We start from the raw sequence: 13,879 nt of genomic DNA, 5'->3' as shown, positions 1-13,879 counted from the left end.
GACGCGGCATCAGCCGGCAACCGGCGTCTCGTGCAGATGCCGCCACACGATGCGCCCGTGCGCATCGCGCTCGAATACGACGGTCGAGCGCCTGACGGTGCGTCGCCCCGTCCCGTCGGTCTGTGTCTCGCGATAGCCGATCACCGCGCCGCCATCGCATGCGGCGATTTCCCGACATTCGTCGATCTCGATCCGCAGCCCGGGACGCGCATTCCATCCCTGCGAAAACAGCGCGTCGACACCCGCGTAATCGATCGGCGCGCCTTGCAGCGCAATCATCGAGAACTGCGGCGAGAAGCGCGCCATCAGCGTCGCGAGCCGCCCGGGCTCCGCGCGGCCGGACAGCCATGCTTCGATGTCGACGTGCGCGTCGACGACTTCCTTGAAATACGGATTCGGCAAATTCATGATGTGACTCTCAGGATCGTTGGGAAACCGGTTGCGCGAGCGCAGCGGGACGAGTTGCAAGCCGCGCGACGAGCCACAGCGGGATCAGCGTCAGCGCGGCCGCGAGCGCGAAGCTCTGCCGGTAAGGCAGCAACGCCGGGCCGCCCGCGTCGAACCCCAGCAACGCATTGAGCGCGCTGCCGAGCACGGCCACGCCGACGCAGAAGCTCAACTGGCGGTTGATGTTCCACAGTGCGCTCGCGTCGCCCATCCGGTCAGCAGGCACATCGACGAACGCCGCGCTTTGCGACGTGCTCGTGCACAGGCTCGCACCGAACCCCATCGCCGCGAACGCGGCCACGCGCCCCGCCTCGAGCGCGGCCAGCGGCGTCGCGAGCAGCACGATGCCCGCGCAGTCCACCACGATGCCGACGACGAACAGCGGCTTCGCGCCCCAGCGCGGCAAGCCCCGGCGCGTCGTCGCGATGGCGGCGAACGACGCGATCGCCCACGGCAGCATCAGCGCGCCCGCGTGCGTGGCGCTCAGCCCGAGGCCGTTCTGCAGGTACAGCGCGGCGACGAGGTTGACGCCCGTGAAGATGCCCGGCACGCACAGATAGACCACCACGCCGGTTCGCAGCAGCGGCTGGGCAAGCAGGCCGAGATCGAGCAGCGGCGCGGCCGCGCGGCGCGCGTGCCACACGTAGCCGATGCCGGCGGCAAACGCGGCCGCGAGCGTCGGCATCGCGAGCCGTCCCGCGCCGGGCTGGCCGGCGAACGTCAGCCCGAGCAGCAGCGCGACGAGCGTGACCGCGCTCAGGCCGAGCCCCGGCCAGTCGAGCGGCTCGGGCCGCGCTCGCGCGCCGTCGCGCGGCAGCCATGCGAATGCGAGCGCGCAGGTCGCGACGGCGAGCGGCAGCATGCCGGCGAAGATCGTCCGCCACGACACCCGGTCGACGACAATGCCGCCGATCGCCGGCGACAACGCCGGCACGAGCAGCGCGACCATCATCACGACCGACGTGAGCCTCGCCCGCGCCTGCGGCGGATACGCGCGATAGGCCATCGTCTGCCCGACCGGAATCAGCAACCCGCCGCCGAGCCCCTGGACCAGCCGCCACGCGAGCAGCGTCCCGATCGACGCGGACAGCGCGACGCCGAGGCTCGCGCATCCGAACAGCAGCAGCGACGCCGACAGCACCCGCCGTTCGCCGAACCGGCGCGCGAGCCACGTGCCGAGCGGAATCACGACGGTCTGGCCGAGCACGTACATGTTGCCGACCCACGCAAGCTGCGCGACCGACGCGTGCAGTTCGCGCTGCAGCGCCGGATACGCGGCATTCAGCATGAACATGTTCGCGAGGTCGATCGCGAAGCCGAGCAGGTAGACGGCGGCGATCCTGGAGCGGTCGGACATGTCGGCGGAACTCGAACGAAACGCCGCAGTGTAAGGTCCGAAGGCCGCGCGGATAAGGCCGGCGATGCGAACGGTCCGGTCGAAAAATTTTGACAATCCGCGCGCGCCGCCGCGCATTCCCGGTACCCTTCGATCCGGATATCGTTTTTCGCACGGAGATCGACACAACCATGGTGAGCCTCGATCGTTTCGCCGTTTTCCGTGCCGTGGTCGAAGCCGGTTCGTTCACGGCCGCCGCCACCGCGCTGAACCAGGCGCGGGCGGCCGTCAGTTTCAACGTGAAGCAGCTCGAAGCCGAGCTCGGCGTCACGCTGCTCACGCGCACGACCCGGCGTGTCGAGCTGACCGACGCGGGCGAGCGCTTCTACCAGCGCTGCCTGCGCGTGCTCGACGAAGCCGAAGGCGCGATCGACGAGGTGCGCGGCGAGCATGGCGGGATGCAGGGCATGCTGCGCGTGACGTCGACGGTCGAATATGCGTCGATGGTCGTCGCGCCGGCGCTGCACGCGTTCACGCAGCAGCATCCCGCGTTGCGCGTGCGGCTCGAAACGCATACGTCGCAGGCCGATCTCGTGCGCGACCGCTTCGACGTCGCGATTCGGCTCGGACGCGCGGAGCAGTTCTCGGACCTGCCGTATCGCGGCGTGTGTCTCAGCAGCTACGACGTCCGGCCGGTCGCGTCCCCGGCGCTGCTCGCGACGGTGGGCGCGGCGCGCATCGACACGCCCGATGCGCTCGCCCGCCTGCCGCAGCTCGGCCACAGCCGGCTCGAGCGCGTCGCCGCGTGGCCCCTCGTGAGCCGCGACGGCAGCGAGCACGTGTTCCGGCCGAACGCGAAACCGCGGCTCGTCGTCGACAATGCTTCGGTGTTGCGTGAGCTCGCGCGACAGGGCAGCGGCGTCGCGCTGCTGCCCGAATGGCTCGTGCGCGACGATCTCGAAAGCGGCACGCTGGTCGACGCGCTGCCCGCATACCGGTTTCCGCAGCAGAATGTCTACGCGCTGTACGTCGCGACGCGGCACGTGCCGCAGAAAGTGCGCGCGTGGGTGGACTTCATGAAGGCGTACCTGAAGAAAGCGCGCTGACGCGGCGGTGCTGGCGATGCCCCGGCACCCGGCGTCCGGTCAACGCTTCGTGCCGGCCGCCGCGTCGACCGCTTCGACGGACCGGTTCAGCCACGGCCCGATGTCCATCTCCTCGTAGCGCACGAGCCGGCTCTTGCGCGCCCGGCGATAGGCCCACCAGATCGCGACGAACAGCGGAATCCACACGTAGATCGACAGCACTTCCATCCAGTCGGTTTTCTCGGCGAAGAACGCCTGGTAATCCTGTCCGAGCGAGATCACGATGCAGATCGCGATCGCGAACAGCGGCCCGAACGGGAACCATTTCGCGCGGTACGGCAGTTGATCGAGCCGGTAGCCCTGCTTCAGGAACCCCTTGCGGAACCGGTAATGACAGACCGCGATGCCGAGCCACGCGATGAAGCCCGTGATGCCGACCGTGTTCAGCAGCCACAGATAGATGCTCTGGTTGTTGGCCAACGACGTGAGGAAACACAGCCCGCCGACGGCCATCGTCGCGTACAGCGCGTTGCGCGGCACGCCGCCCGGCGACAGTGTCGCGAACATCGCCGGCGCGCGCCCTTCCGTCGCGAGGTTGTACAGCATCCGCGTCGCCGCGTAGGTGCCGGAGTTGCCGGCCGACAGCACGGCCGTCAGGATCACGAGATTCATGGCGCCGGCGGCGAGCCGGAAACCCGCATGGCTGAACACCAGCGTGAACGGGCTCACGCCGATGTCGGTCACGTCGCTCTTCAGCAGGTTCGGGTCCGTGTACGGCACCAGCAGGCCGATCACGAAGATCGCGAGCACGTAGAACAGCATGATCCGCCAGAAGATCTGCTTCACCGCGCGCGGGATCGTCTTGCGCGGATTCTCCGATTCGCCGGCGGTGATCCCGACCAGCTCGGTGCCGAGAAACGAGAATCCCGCGATCAGCGCGACGCTCATCATCGCGTGCACGCCGCCGACGAACGGCGCGTCGCCGGTCGTGAAGTTGCGCAAGCCGACTGGACGCCCGTTCCCGATCAGGCCGGCGGCGATCAGCAGCCCGGCCGCGATGAACGCGACCACGGTCACGACCTTGATCAGCGAGAACCAGTATTCCGATTCGCCGAAGCCGCGCACCGACAGCGTGTTCAGCAGGAAGATCAGCACGAGGAAGCCCGCGCCCCACCAGATGCCGGGCACGGTCGGAAACCAGTAGCGCATCACGATCTGCGCGGCGACCAGCTCGATCGCGATCGTCACGGCCCAGCTGTACCAGTAGGTCCAGCCGAGCGCGACGCCGAAGCCTTCGTCGACGTACTTCTCGCCGTAGATCGCAAACGAACCTGACACCGGCATCAGTGCGGCCATCTCGCCGAGGCCCGTGACGACGAAGTACACCATCAGCCCGATCGCGATATACGCGGCGATCGCACCGCCCGGCCCCGCCTGCGCGACCGACGCACCCGACGCGACGAACAGCCCCGTGCCGATCGAGCCGCCGATCGCGATCATCGCGATGTGGCGGCCCTGCAGACGGCGCTTCAGCGTCGTTGTCGACGGCGCGACCGCCCGTTTTGTCGCTTGCAATGCATCCATGTCGTTCACCCAGGGAAGATCCGATTCGATCCTTTCGATTCGGGATGCCAATTAACCGGCATGATCTTTTGCGTCGATTGCCTGCGGATTCAGATTCGAAGCAGCGCGCGACGTTACACGACGCTACGCTTGATCGCCTGCAGTTCGGCCGTCGTCACGATCTTCTCGATCCGGAATCGCGGGCTTTCCAGCCACACGTTCGCGATCCGCCGGTATTCGTCGAGATCCTCGCACGCAAGCCGCACGAGAAAATCGAACGTGCCGCTGACGAGCCAGCAATCGAGCACGGCCGGATTCGCCCGCATTTCGTCTTCGAACGGCGCCTGCGAACGCCCGTGGTCGGCCAGCACGATCTGCGCGATCACGACGATCGGCTTGGTCGCGCGCGGCGCCTTGATCACCGCGCGGTAGCCCTCGATCACGCCGAGCGCCTCGAGCCGCTCCACGCGCGCCTGGCAGGGCCGCGGCGTGAGGTTCACGAGCTCCGACAGCTTCCGGTAGGAAATGCGCCCGTCGGTGCGCAGGATGTCGAGGATCCGGAGATCGATCTTGTCGAGCTGCATCTTCTTGTCGGTCATCCGCGTTCGCTCCGGTCGGGTGATGGCTGGCGCACGCCGCCGCTCCGGCTTCGCACGCGCGCCCCATTATCCGGCCGAACCGCAGCGCATGCCATCCGGTCAGAACCGCAGCGACAGGCAGGTCAGGCCGCCGTCCATCTTGCGGAATTCGCTCGTATCGATCACGTGCAGCGGCAGGCCCAGCGGTTCGAGGCTGGCATGGACGCGCGGGTAGCCGGCCGGCGTGATCAGCGTGCCGTTCACGCGCAGCGTGTTGCCCGCGTATTCGTCGGCCGGCGCGACCACGATCCGCCGGAACCCCGCGAACGCGGCGTGCCCGGCCAGCGCCTCGGTCACGAGCAGCGTGTCGTCGCCGAGCGCGTTGACGACCGACTTCAGGTGCAGGCCGGCGCCCACCGGCACCGCGACGACCGAATAGCCGTAGCGCGACACCAGCGATTCGAACGCGGCGATGCCTTCCGCGTCGGTGCGGCCCGTCAGGCCGATGTAGAAGCGCTTGCCGACCAGCATCACGTCGCCGCCGTCGAGACGGCCTTCCTGCATCGGCAGCAGGTCGCGATGCGCGGCGAGCGCCGCTTCGATGTGCGCGGTCTCGCCGCGCCGGGCGGGCGCCCCGGGGCGCGTAATCACCGCGAATTCGGGTGTCACCACCGCGACGTCCTCGACGAAGTGCGAATCGGGAAACGCGTCCAGCGGCGGCAGTTCGGTCAGATCGACGCCGAGCGTACGCAGCGCGTCGCAGTATGCGTGGAACTGCGTGAGCGTCTTGTCGTAGTCGGGCGCGCCGAGCTGCGCGGTCGTGAGGCCGGCGGCGCACGATGCGGCCGGGCGGCGAACGATCGCTTGCGTGAATTGCATCGACTCCTCCATGGTCATGGGTCGCGGCGGGCGCGAAGCGCCGTGCCGCCGCCCTGTGTTCCAGACCATTATCGGGAGTCAAAATAGGCCGGTTGCGTCGATTTCGGCTGCGCCGACAGCCGATTGCGTCGAATTGACGAAGGCTCGCGGCCGATTCGGCGGCGCGCCGGGCGTTACAGCCCGCACCCCATCTGCGCGCGGCCGAGCGGCGTCAGGTCCGCTTCCCCGCCACGTCCGTCGAACTCGACCTCGAAATGATCGGCCGGGAAATCGGGCGGGCTCTCGCCGCGCAGGAACGCGGCCCGCTGGCGCAGCAGGTACGCGTCGTTCTTCGCGCAACCGGGCGCGGCCGCGATGTACATCACGTTGCTGTCGCCGCTGCCGCGGTGCGCATCCTCGACCGCGTGCACGACGTCGCCGTGCCAGAACACCGCGTCGCCCGGCTCCATGTGCGGGATCGGCACCAGCGCGTCGAGCAACAATGCGTGCCATTCCGGTCGGATCGACAGCGCGCGGCCCGGACGCGCGCCGCACAGGTCGTCGTCGGCGACATCGTCCTGCAGCGCGCGCAGCACGACATAGGCCATCGCGTTCGCAACCGGGATCAACTGCAGCGTGCCGTCGCCCGGCCCCTGCGGCGTGAGCGCGGTCCAGCCCTGGAACGTGCGGAACATCGAGCACACGGCCGGCGACGGAATCTCCTCGACGTCCGGACGGAACGCCGCATCGAACGGGTCGTAGTCACGCCAGCGGCCGGCCAGCACGTGACGGTAGACCTGGCGGAAGTTCGCACCGAGCCAGCGTTCGACGGAACCGCCGTCGACATGCGGCGACAGCCCGAGCGACGTCGAACCGGGCGGGCGGCGGCGAATCCGGTCCACATAGGCCGGCACCTGATCGGGATCGAAGTGCATACGCCCGCCGTCGGCGTGCCGCCACAGGCGGTTCAGGAACACGCGCGCCTGCGTCAGTGCCGGCGACTGGCGCGCAGCCACCTGCGGCTTCGACCAATAGACGCCGTAGATCTGCGGCTTGCCCGACGCAAGGTTGCCGAAATAGCGGTCCTCGGCGCGCGCGTCGAGCCGCTCGGCGAAGCGGTTCGCGTCCAGGTAGGCGCCGATCTCGTCGTTCCAGTCGCGCGCCTGCCGCGCATCGAACACGCCGCGAATCACGCACGCTCCGCGCGCGCGGAGCGCGTCGATCGCGAGTGGATCGACGGTCCCGCCCGCGATGTCCGCGAACGGCACCACCGGAATCACGTCGTGGCCATGCGCATGCGCGCGCCGGATCGCGTCGACCTGCCGCGCGATGTCGCCCTCCAGCTCGCGGAACGTGGCCGCATAACCGGGCAGATCGGTGCGCAGCCCCTTTTTCGCGTCGCGAATCGCGGCAGGCAGGTCGTCAATCGTCAGTTGCATCGTGGTCTCCAGTCCTGGGGTTGGAACTTGACGCCAGCTTAGTGCCGCCGCATCCCGCCCCCTACCGCGATCCGGCCAACTATCGATACAATCCTGACAACCCTGGATCACTCGGGACGATGACAGACCACACACAGCTTGTTGCCGTCCGGATCGCGGAAATAGGCGCCGTAGTAATCGCGGTGATAGTCCGGCCGCAGGCCCGGCGGCCCTTCGCAGGTGCCGCCGTGGCGCAGCGCGAGCGCGTGGCAGCGATCGACAAGTTCGCGCGTGGCGGCGTCGAACGCGATCGTGTGACCGTTGCCCGGTTCGGGCGCGCGGCCGTCGAGCGGCTGGCCGAAGAAGAACAGCGGCCGGTCGGCGTCGGCCGGCATCCAGCCCGACCAGCCGTCCGGCTCGCGGAATTTCAGGCGCAGCCCGAGTTCCGCGAACAGCGGCGCGTAGAAATCGTAGGCGCGCGCGGTATCGCTGACGCCCACGCAAACATGTGAAAACATGGCATTGCTCCGTCGTGACGATCGACCTCGATCATGCCACGGCGCGACGCGTGTCGCAGCCCGGAGGCCGCGATGAAACCGCAGTACGAGCACGTGACGTTCGCCCCCGGCTGTTCGATCCGTGTCTATCACCGCCAGCTCGCGCGCATTCCGTTCGAATGGCATCGCCATCCCGAGTACGAACTGACGCTGACGCTCAACAGCCGCGGCCGGCGCTTCATCGGCGACCACGTCGCGCACTATGCGGACGACGACCTGGTGCTCGTGCCGCCGAACCTGCCGCATACCTGGTCGTCGAACGCGCGCATCGATCCGCACGCGCCGCAGGTCGCGCTGGTGGTCTGGTTCGACGGCGACTGGGTACGGCGGCTGGCCGACTGTTGCCCCGAATACGCGCCGCTGCGTTCGCTGCTGCGGCGCGCCGCACCGGGCTTGCGCTTCGACACGGACACGGCCCGCGCGATGCGGGCACGGCTGCCGCACTTGCTCGATCCGTCGCCGCGCGAACGACTCGCCGCGGCGCTCGATACGCTCGCCGATCTCGCGGAAGCCGGCGGCGAACCACTCGCGACCGCACCGGCGTACGACCGGACCGACGAGCGCACACGCGCCTCCGACGCGCCCGAAGCCGAGCGCCTCGACCGCGTGCTCGACGCGATCGACCGGCACTTCCACGAACCGCTGCGCGTCGACGCGCTCGCTGCCGCTGCGCACATGTCCGAACGCACGCTGCAGCGCCTGTTCGTCCGGCATCTCGGCGAAAGCGTCGGGCGCTACGTGCAGCGGCTGCGGCTCGCGCACGCGTGCCGTCATCTCGTCGGCACCGACTGGCCCATCGCGACCGTGGCCGCGCGCTGCGGCATCCCGAATGCCGCGAACTTCAACCGCCAGTTCCTCGCCGCACGCGGGATGACGCCCGGCGCCTACCGGCAGTTCTTCGTGCGGCACGGCCATCCGCCCGCGGACGACGCGCGGGCGGATCTCGACACACGGCCGCCGTCGCTGGAGCGCGCGGCTACGACTGCAACCACGCCGCGCAAATGAAAACACCCCGACGGGATGACCCGTCGGGGTGTCGTGGCGTTGCGATTGCCCGACGCGAGCGGCCTGCCGGCCGTTCGCGCCGCACACGGCTTAACGTGCGTTGAGCGGCTTCGCTTCGCGCGGCGTATCGCCGATGAACAGCTGACGCGGGCGGCCGATCTTCTGCTCCGGATCGCCGATCATTTCGTTCCACTGTGCGATCCAGCCGACCGTACGTGCCATCGCGAAGATACACGTGAACATCGACGTCGGAATGCCCAGCGCGCGCTGGACGATGCCCGAGTAGAAGTCGACGTTCGGGTACAGCTTGCGCGACACGAAGTATTCGTCTTCCAGCGCGATCTTCTCGAGCTGCATCGCGAGCTTGAACAGCGGGTCGTCGTGCAGGCCCAGTTCGTTCAGCACTTCGTAGCACGTTTCGCGCATCAGCTTCGCACGCGGATCGTAGTTCTTGTACACGCGGTGACCGAAGCCCATCAGCTTCACGCCCGAATTCTTGTCCTTCACCTGCTTGATGAATTCGGGGATGTTGTCCGGCGAACCGATCTGCTCGAGCATGTTCAGCGCGGCTTCGTTCGCACCGCCGTGCGCCGGGCCCCACAGACATGCGATACCGGCCGCGATACATGCGAACGGGTTCGCGCCCGACGAGCCGGCCAGGCGGACGGTCGACGTCGATGCGTTCTGCTCGTGGTCGGCGTGCAGGATCAGGATGCGGTCGAGTGCGCGGACGAGCACGTCGTTGACCTTGTACTCTTCGCACGGGTTCGAGAACATCATGTGCATGAAGTTCGCGCTGTACGACAGCGAGTTCTTCGGATACACGAACGGCTGGCCGATGCTGTACTTGTAGGCCATCGCGACGAGCGTCGGCAGCTTCGCGATCATGCGGATCGCCGACACTTCACGGTGACGCGGATCGTTGATGTCGAGCGAGTCGTGGTAGAACGCCGACAGCGCGCCGACGGCAGCGACCAGGATCGCCATCGGGTGCGCGTCGCGGCGGAAGCCACGGAAGAAGAAGTGCATCTGCTCGTGCACCATCGTGTGCTTCGTGACGGTGTCGACGAATTCCTTCTTCTGCGCGGCGTTCGGCAGTTCACCCTTCAGCAGCAGGTAGCAGCTTTCGAGGAAGTCCGCGTTTTGCGCAAGGTTGTCGATCGGGTAGCCGCGGTACAGCAGCTCGCCCTTGTCGCCGTCGATGTACGTGATCGCCGAATTACAAGCTGCCGTCGACATGAAGCCCGGGTCGTACGTGAACTTGCCGGTCTGGCCGTACAGCTTGCGGATGTCGATCACGTCCGGGCCCATCGTGCCCTTGTAGATCGGCAGTTCGACGCTCGGCGAGTTGTCGCTGAACGATAGCGTGGCTTTAACATCAGACGGAGTCATGGCACATCCTCAATCGAAATAAAGAAACGGGATTCGATAACGGGCACAACGTGTTACACGTTGCGCAGCATCTCCAACAGCCGGTGAATGTCCGGGCTGTCTAGGTCGCCTTCTGGTTCCTTGCGCGCGAGGAGCAAGTCCATCAGGTCGTTGTCGCTCAGATCGAGCAGGCGCGACAACGCGCCTACGTCTGCATCGGTGAGGTCATGCTCGTATCTGCCGAAGAAACGCTCGAATACGATGTCGTTTTCCAGCAGACCCCGCCGCGCGCGCCAGCGAAGGCGCGCGCGGCGGTGCGGGTCGGATTGATGCGAATCGTCGCTCATTGCAGCCCGGCCTTAAACCGCGCGGCGGACCATCAGTTCCTTGATCTTGCCGATCGCCTTCGTCGGGTTCAGGCCCTTCGGGCAAACGTCGACGCAGTTCATGATCGTGTGGCAACGGAACAGACGGTACGGGTCTTCCAGGTTGTCGAGACGCTCGCCGGTGGCCGTGTCGCGGCTGTCCGCGATGAAGCGGTAAGCCTGCAGCAGGCCGGCCGGGCCGACGAACTTGTCCGGGTTCCACCAGAAGCTCGGGCACGACGTCGAGCAGCTCGCGCACAGAATGCACTCGTACACGCCGTCGAGCTCGTCGCGCTCTTCCGGCGATTGCAGGCGTTCCTTCTCCGGCGGCGGCGCGTCGTTGATCAGGTACGGCTTGATCGAGTGGTACTGGTTGAAGAAGTGCGTCATGTCGACGATCAGGTCGCGCACGACGGGCAGGCCCGGCAGCGGACGCAGCACGATCTTCTGCGGCAGGTCGTTCAGGTTCGTCAGGCACGCGAGACCGTTCTTGCCGTTGATGTTCATCGCGTCCGAACCGCACACGCCTTCACGGCACGAACGGCGGAACGACAGCGTCTCGTCCAGTGCCTTCAGCTTCACCAGTGCGTCGAGCAGCATGCGCTCATGCTGGATCTCGAGCTCGTACGTCTGCATGCGCGGCGCTGCGTCCTTGTCCGGATCGTAGCGGTAGACTTCAAAAATGCGTTTTGCCATTTCGGATTCCTTTGACTCGGCTTAGAACGTGCGCGGCTTCGGCGGCACGGAGTCGACCGTCAGCGGCTTCATTTGAACCGGCTTGTAGTCGAGGCGATCGCCTTCGCTGTACCACAGCGTGTGGCGCAGCCAGTTCTCGTCGTCGCGGTGTTCGTAGTCGCTGTGTGCGTGCGCGCCACGGCTTTCCTTGCGCGCTTCCGCCGACACCATCGTGGCGCGGGCCACTTCGATCAGGTTCTCCAGCTCGAGCGCTTCGACGCGCGCGGTGTTGAACACCTTCGACTTGTCCTTCAGGTGGATGTTTTCCACGCGCGCCTTCAGGCCGGCCATCTGGTCGACGCCTTCCTTCAGCAGCTCCGACGTGCGGAACACGCCTGCGTGCTTCTGCATCGTCGAGCGGATGTCGTTCGCGACGTCCTGCGTGTATTCGCCCGAGGTCGACTTGTCGAGCTTCGCCAGGCGCGCCAGCGAGAATTCGCCTGCATCGGCCGGCAGCGGCTTGTGTTCCTTCTGGTTCTTCACGTGCTCGACGATGTGGTTGCCGGCCGCACGGCCGAACACCACGAGGTCCAGCAGCGAGTTCGTGCCGAGGCGGTTCGCGCCGTGCACGGACACGCACGAGCACTCGCCCACTGCGTAGAAGCCGTTGACCGGATCCTTGTGACCGCGCGACGTGCCGACGACCTGGCCGTGGATGTTGGTCGGGATGCCGCCCATCTGGTAGTGGATCGTCGGGACGACCGGGATCGGTTCCTTGATCGCGTCGACGTTCGCGAACTTCAGCGCGATTTCACGGATCGACGGCAGACGCTTCATGATCGTCTCGGCGCCGATGTGCGACAGGTCGAGCAGCACGTGATCCTTGTTCGGACCCACGCCGCGGCCTTCCTTGATTTCCTGGTCCATCGAACGCGACACGAAGTCACGCGGCGCCAGATCCTTCAGCGTCGGTGCATAGCGTTCCATGAAGCGCTCGCCGTTCGCGTTGCGCAGGATACCGCCTTCGCCGCGCACGCCTTCGGTGATCAGCACACCCGCGCCGGCCACGCCGGTCGGGTGGAACTGCCAGAACTCCATGTCCTGCAGCGCGATGCCCGAACGCGCGGCCATGCCGAGGCCGTCGCCGGTGTTGATGAACGCGTTGGTCGATGCCGCGAAGATCCGGCCTGCGCCGCCCGTCGCGAACAGCGTCGTCTTGCCTTCCATGATGTAGACGTCGCCCGTCTCCATCTCGAGGGCCGTCACGCCGAGCACGTCGCCGTCCGCGTCGCGGATCAGGTCGAGCGCCATCCATTCGACGAAGAACTGCGTCTTCGCCTCGACGTTCTGCTGGTACAGCGTGTGCAGCAGCGCGTGACCGGTACGGTCGGCGGCCGCGCATGCGCGCTGGACCGGCTTCTCGCCGTAGTTCGCGGTGTGGCCGCCGAACGGGCGCTGGTAGATCGTGCCGTCCGCGTTGCGGTCGAACGGCATGCCGAAGTGTTCGAGTTCGTACACGACGTTCGGCGCTTCACGGCACATGAACTCGATCGCGTCCTGGTCGCCGAGCCAGTCGGAGCCCTTGATCGTGTCGTAGAAGTGGAAGTGCCAGTTGTCTTCGCTCATGTTGCCGAGCGACGCACCGATACCGCCCTGCGCGGCCACCGTGTGCGAACGCGTCGGAAACACCTTCGACAGCACGCCGACCGACAGGCCCGCGCGCGACAGTTGCAGCGCTGCGCGCAAGCCGGAGCCGCCCGCGCCGACGATCACGACGTCAAACTTGCGGCGCGGGAGGTTAGTTTTGATTGCAGCCATTCTTTACACTCTCCAGAGAATCTGCGCGGCGTAGCCCGCACATGCGAGCAGCCAGACGATGGTCAGCGATTGCAGCAGCAGGCGCACACCGACGGGCTTCACGTAGTCCATCCAGATGTCGCGCACGCCGACCCATGCGTGGTAGAAGAGGGAAAGCAGCATCACGAAGGTCGCGAGCTTCATCCATTGCGCGGCGAAGATCGACGCCCAGCCTTCGTACGAGAAATCGTGCGCGCCGAAGAAGAGGACGAGCAGAATGACCGTGTAGACCGCCATGATCGTGGCGGTGATGCGCTGCGCAAGCCAGTCGCGCAGGCCGTAATGTGCGCCGACGACGAGGCGCTTCGAGCCGATTCGGTTATTGGCTGCCATTTTTCTTAGAATGCTCCGAACAGTTTGAGTGCCATGGCGATCGTCAGGGCGATCGAGACGACAAAGACGACGACTGCCGTCCGCTTGCCGCCTTCCTTCGTGACGGCGTCGTGGTTGACGTCCATCAGCAGGTGGCGAATGCCGGCGCAGAAATGGTGGAAGAAGGCCCACGACAGTGCGAGGACGATCAGCTTGACGATGATGTTGGAGAGGAAAGCCTTGAAGACTTCGAAGCTGAGCTCGGACGTGAGGCTCTGGTCGAAGAGGAACAGCAGGAACGGCAGGAACAAGAACAGCAGCGCGCCGCTGACTCGATGGAGAATCGACAATATCGCTGCCAGCGGCATGCGATATTTCATCGTGATATCGCCGAATCCGATGTTCCGGTATTCCGGCCTCGGCTTTCTTACTGCATCAGTCATGCTAGACCC

Annotated in this window: 15 protein-coding genes; 2 read left to right on the top strand and 13 right to left on the bottom strand. The window is 66.6% G+C overall.

Annotated elements, in window-relative coordinates; genetic code table 11:
- Positions 1-9: 9 nt before the first annotated feature.
- Positions 10-408 carry a DUF4440 domain-containing protein gene (locus tag WT26_RS24640; protein WP_069274189.1) on the bottom strand — a complete coding sequence of 133 codons (399 nt, stop codon included), beginning with the start codon at positions 406-408 and terminating at the stop codon, positions 10-12.
- Between the two features lie 10 nt (positions 409-418).
- Positions 419-1,804: an MFS transporter gene (locus WT26_RS24635; protein WP_069275135.1), complete on the bottom strand. Its 1,386-nt coding sequence runs from the start codon at positions 1,802-1,804 to the stop codon at positions 419-421.
- 170 nt (positions 1,805-1,974) lie between these two features.
- On the opposite strand from WT26_RS24635, the gene WT26_RS24630 reads away from it, so the two are divergent.
- Positions 1,975-2,889 carry a LysR family transcriptional regulator gene (locus WT26_RS24630; protein WP_069274188.1) on the top strand — a complete coding sequence of 305 codons (915 nt, stop codon included), beginning with the start codon at positions 1,975-1,977 and terminating at the stop codon, positions 2,887-2,889.
- Between the two features lie 39 nt (positions 2,890-2,928).
- Here WT26_RS24630 and WT26_RS24625 read toward each other — a convergent pair whose 3' ends face one another.
- The 5 genes from WT26_RS24625 to WT26_RS24605 form a co-directional block, all read right to left on the bottom strand.
- On the bottom strand, positions 2,929-4,452 hold the full coding sequence (locus WT26_RS24625) for an amino acid permease (RefSeq protein ID WP_069274187.1): 1,524 nt from the start codon (positions 4,450-4,452) through the stop codon (positions 2,929-2,931).
- A gap of 113 nt (positions 4,453-4,565) precedes the next feature.
- Complete coding sequence (locus WT26_RS24620; RefSeq protein WP_021158710.1) at positions 4,566-5,030, bottom strand: Lrp/AsnC family transcriptional regulator; 465 nt, start codon at positions 5,028-5,030, stop codon at positions 4,566-4,568.
- A 99-nt stretch (positions 5,031-5,129) separates the two neighbouring features.
- A complete protein-coding gene (locus WT26_RS24615; protein ID WP_069275134.1) occupies positions 5,130-5,888 on the bottom strand; it encodes a dimethylarginine dimethylaminohydrolase family protein in 759 nt (252 codons plus the stop codon).
- Positions 5,889-6,061: 173 nt separating this feature from the next.
- Entirely contained in the window at positions 6,062-7,306 is a 1,245-nt protein-coding gene (locus WT26_RS24610) for a DUF1479 domain-containing protein (protein WP_069274186.1), read from the bottom strand.
- A gap of 107 nt (positions 7,307-7,413) precedes the next feature.
- Positions 7,414-7,803, bottom strand: coding sequence for a VOC family protein (locus tag WT26_RS24605; protein WP_069274185.1), 390 nt, complete (start codon positions 7,801-7,803; stop codon positions 7,414-7,416).
- A gap of 72 nt (positions 7,804-7,875) precedes the next feature.
- On the opposite strand from WT26_RS24605, the gene WT26_RS24600 reads away from it, so the two are divergent.
- A complete protein-coding gene (locus WT26_RS24600) occupies positions 7,876-8,847 on the top strand; it encodes a helix-turn-helix domain-containing protein (protein WP_069275133.1) in 972 nt (323 codons plus the stop codon).
- 90 nt (positions 8,848-8,937) lie between these two features.
- Here the strand turns inward: WT26_RS24600 and gltA are convergent, their stop codons facing one another.
- The 6 genes from gltA to sdhC are packed head-to-tail and all read right to left on the bottom strand — an operon-like array spanning position 8,938 to position 13,870.
- Positions 8,938-10,239, bottom strand: coding sequence for a citrate synthase (gltA, locus tag WT26_RS24595; RefSeq protein ID WP_011355741.1), 1,302 nt, complete (start codon positions 10,237-10,239; stop codon positions 8,938-8,940).
- 53 nt (positions 10,240-10,292) lie between these two features.
- A complete protein-coding gene (locus WT26_RS24590; protein WP_011548107.1) occupies positions 10,293-10,565 on the bottom strand; it encodes a succinate dehydrogenase assembly factor 2 in 273 nt (90 codons plus the stop codon).
- A 12-nt stretch (positions 10,566-10,577) separates the two neighbouring features.
- Positions 10,578-11,279 (bottom strand): succinate dehydrogenase iron-sulfur subunit, encoded by a 702-nt coding sequence (locus WT26_RS24585; RefSeq protein ID WP_006479352.1) that lies wholly within the window; start codon positions 11,277-11,279, stop codon positions 10,578-10,580.
- Positions 11,280-11,300: 21 nt separating this feature from the next.
- Positions 11,301-13,076, bottom strand: a complete 1,776-nt coding sequence (sdhA, locus tag WT26_RS24580) for a succinate dehydrogenase flavoprotein subunit (protein ID WP_027791121.1) — start codon at positions 13,074-13,076, stop codon at positions 11,301-11,303.
- 3 nt (positions 13,077-13,079) lie between these two features.
- The gene (sdhD, locus tag WT26_RS24575) at positions 13,080-13,448 is read right to left on the bottom strand and encodes a succinate dehydrogenase, hydrophobic membrane anchor protein (RefSeq protein ID WP_011355745.1); all 369 of its coding nucleotides are present in this window, start codon (positions 13,446-13,448) and stop codon (positions 13,080-13,082) included.
- Between the two features lie 5 nt (positions 13,449-13,453).
- On the bottom strand, positions 13,454-13,870 hold the full coding sequence (gene sdhC / locus WT26_RS24570) for a succinate dehydrogenase, cytochrome b556 subunit (RefSeq protein WP_034185792.1): 417 nt from the start codon (positions 13,868-13,870) through the stop codon (positions 13,454-13,456).
- Positions 13,871-13,879 lie beyond the last annotated feature (9 nt).

This window comes from Burkholderia cepacia (assembly GCF_001718835.1).
In the GTDB taxonomy this organism is placed as follows: Bacteria; Pseudomonadota; Gammaproteobacteria; order Burkholderiales; family Burkholderiaceae; genus Burkholderia; species Burkholderia cepacia_F.
The sequence above is the reverse complement of the archived record's forward strand: the minus strand, read 5'-3'. Positions and strand labels throughout refer to the sequence as shown.

What these genes read in the sequence shown, in the direction of transcription:
- WT26_RS24635 (WP_069275135.1), bottom strand. Translation starts at nt 1,804, where the DNA reads ATGTCCGACCGCTCCAGGATCGCCGCCGTCTACCTGCTCGGCTTCGCG.
- WT26_RS24590 (WP_011548107.1), bottom strand. Translation starts at nt 10,565, where the DNA reads ATGAGCGACGATTCGCATCAATCCGACCCGCACCGCCGCGCGCGCCTT.
- WT26_RS24615 (WP_069275134.1), bottom strand. Translation starts at nt 5,888, where the DNA reads ATGCAATTCACGCAAGCGATCGTTCGCCGCCCGGCCGCATCGTGCGCC.
- WT26_RS24640 (WP_069274189.1), bottom strand. Translation starts at nt 408, where the DNA reads ATGAATTTGCCGAATCCGTATTTCAAGGAAGTCGTCGACGCGCACGTC.
- sdhD (WP_011355745.1), bottom strand. Translation starts at nt 13,448, where the DNA reads ATGGCAGCCAATAACCGAATCGGCTCGAAGCGCCTCGTCGTCGGCGCA.
- WT26_RS24600 (WP_069275133.1), top strand. Translation starts at nt 7,876, where the DNA reads ATGAAACCGCAGTACGAGCACGTGACGTTCGCCCCCGGCTGTTCGATC.
- WT26_RS24620 (WP_021158710.1), bottom strand. Translation starts at nt 5,030, where the DNA reads ATGACCGACAAGAAGATGCAGCTCGACAAGATCGATCTCCGGATCCTC.
- WT26_RS24605 (WP_069274185.1), bottom strand. Translation starts at nt 7,803, where the DNA reads ATGTTTTCACATGTTTGCGTGGGCGTCAGCGATACCGCGCGCGCCTAC.
- gltA (WP_011355741.1), bottom strand. Translation starts at nt 10,239, where the DNA reads ATGACTCCGTCTGATGTTAAAGCCACGCTATCGTTCAGCGACAACTCG.
- WT26_RS24625 (WP_069274187.1), bottom strand. Translation starts at nt 4,452, where the DNA reads ATGGATGCATTGCAAGCGACAAAACGGGCGGTCGCGCCGTCGACAACG.
- WT26_RS24630 (WP_069274188.1), top strand. Translation starts at nt 1,975, where the DNA reads ATGGTGAGCCTCGATCGTTTCGCCGTTTTCCGTGCCGTGGTCGAAGCC.
- sdhC (WP_034185792.1), bottom strand. Translation starts at nt 13,870, where the DNA reads ATGACTGATGCAGTAAGAAAGCCGAGGCCGGAATACCGGAACATCGGA.
- WT26_RS24610 (WP_069274186.1), bottom strand. Translation starts at nt 7,306, where the DNA reads ATGCAACTGACGATTGACGACCTGCCTGCCGCGATTCGCGACGCGAAA.
- sdhA (WP_027791121.1), bottom strand. Translation starts at nt 13,076, where the DNA reads ATGGCTGCAATCAAAACTAACCTCCCGCGCCGCAAGTTTGACGTCGTG.
- WT26_RS24585 (WP_006479352.1), bottom strand. Translation starts at nt 11,279, where the DNA reads ATGGCAAAACGCATTTTTGAAGTCTACCGCTACGATCCGGACAAGGAC.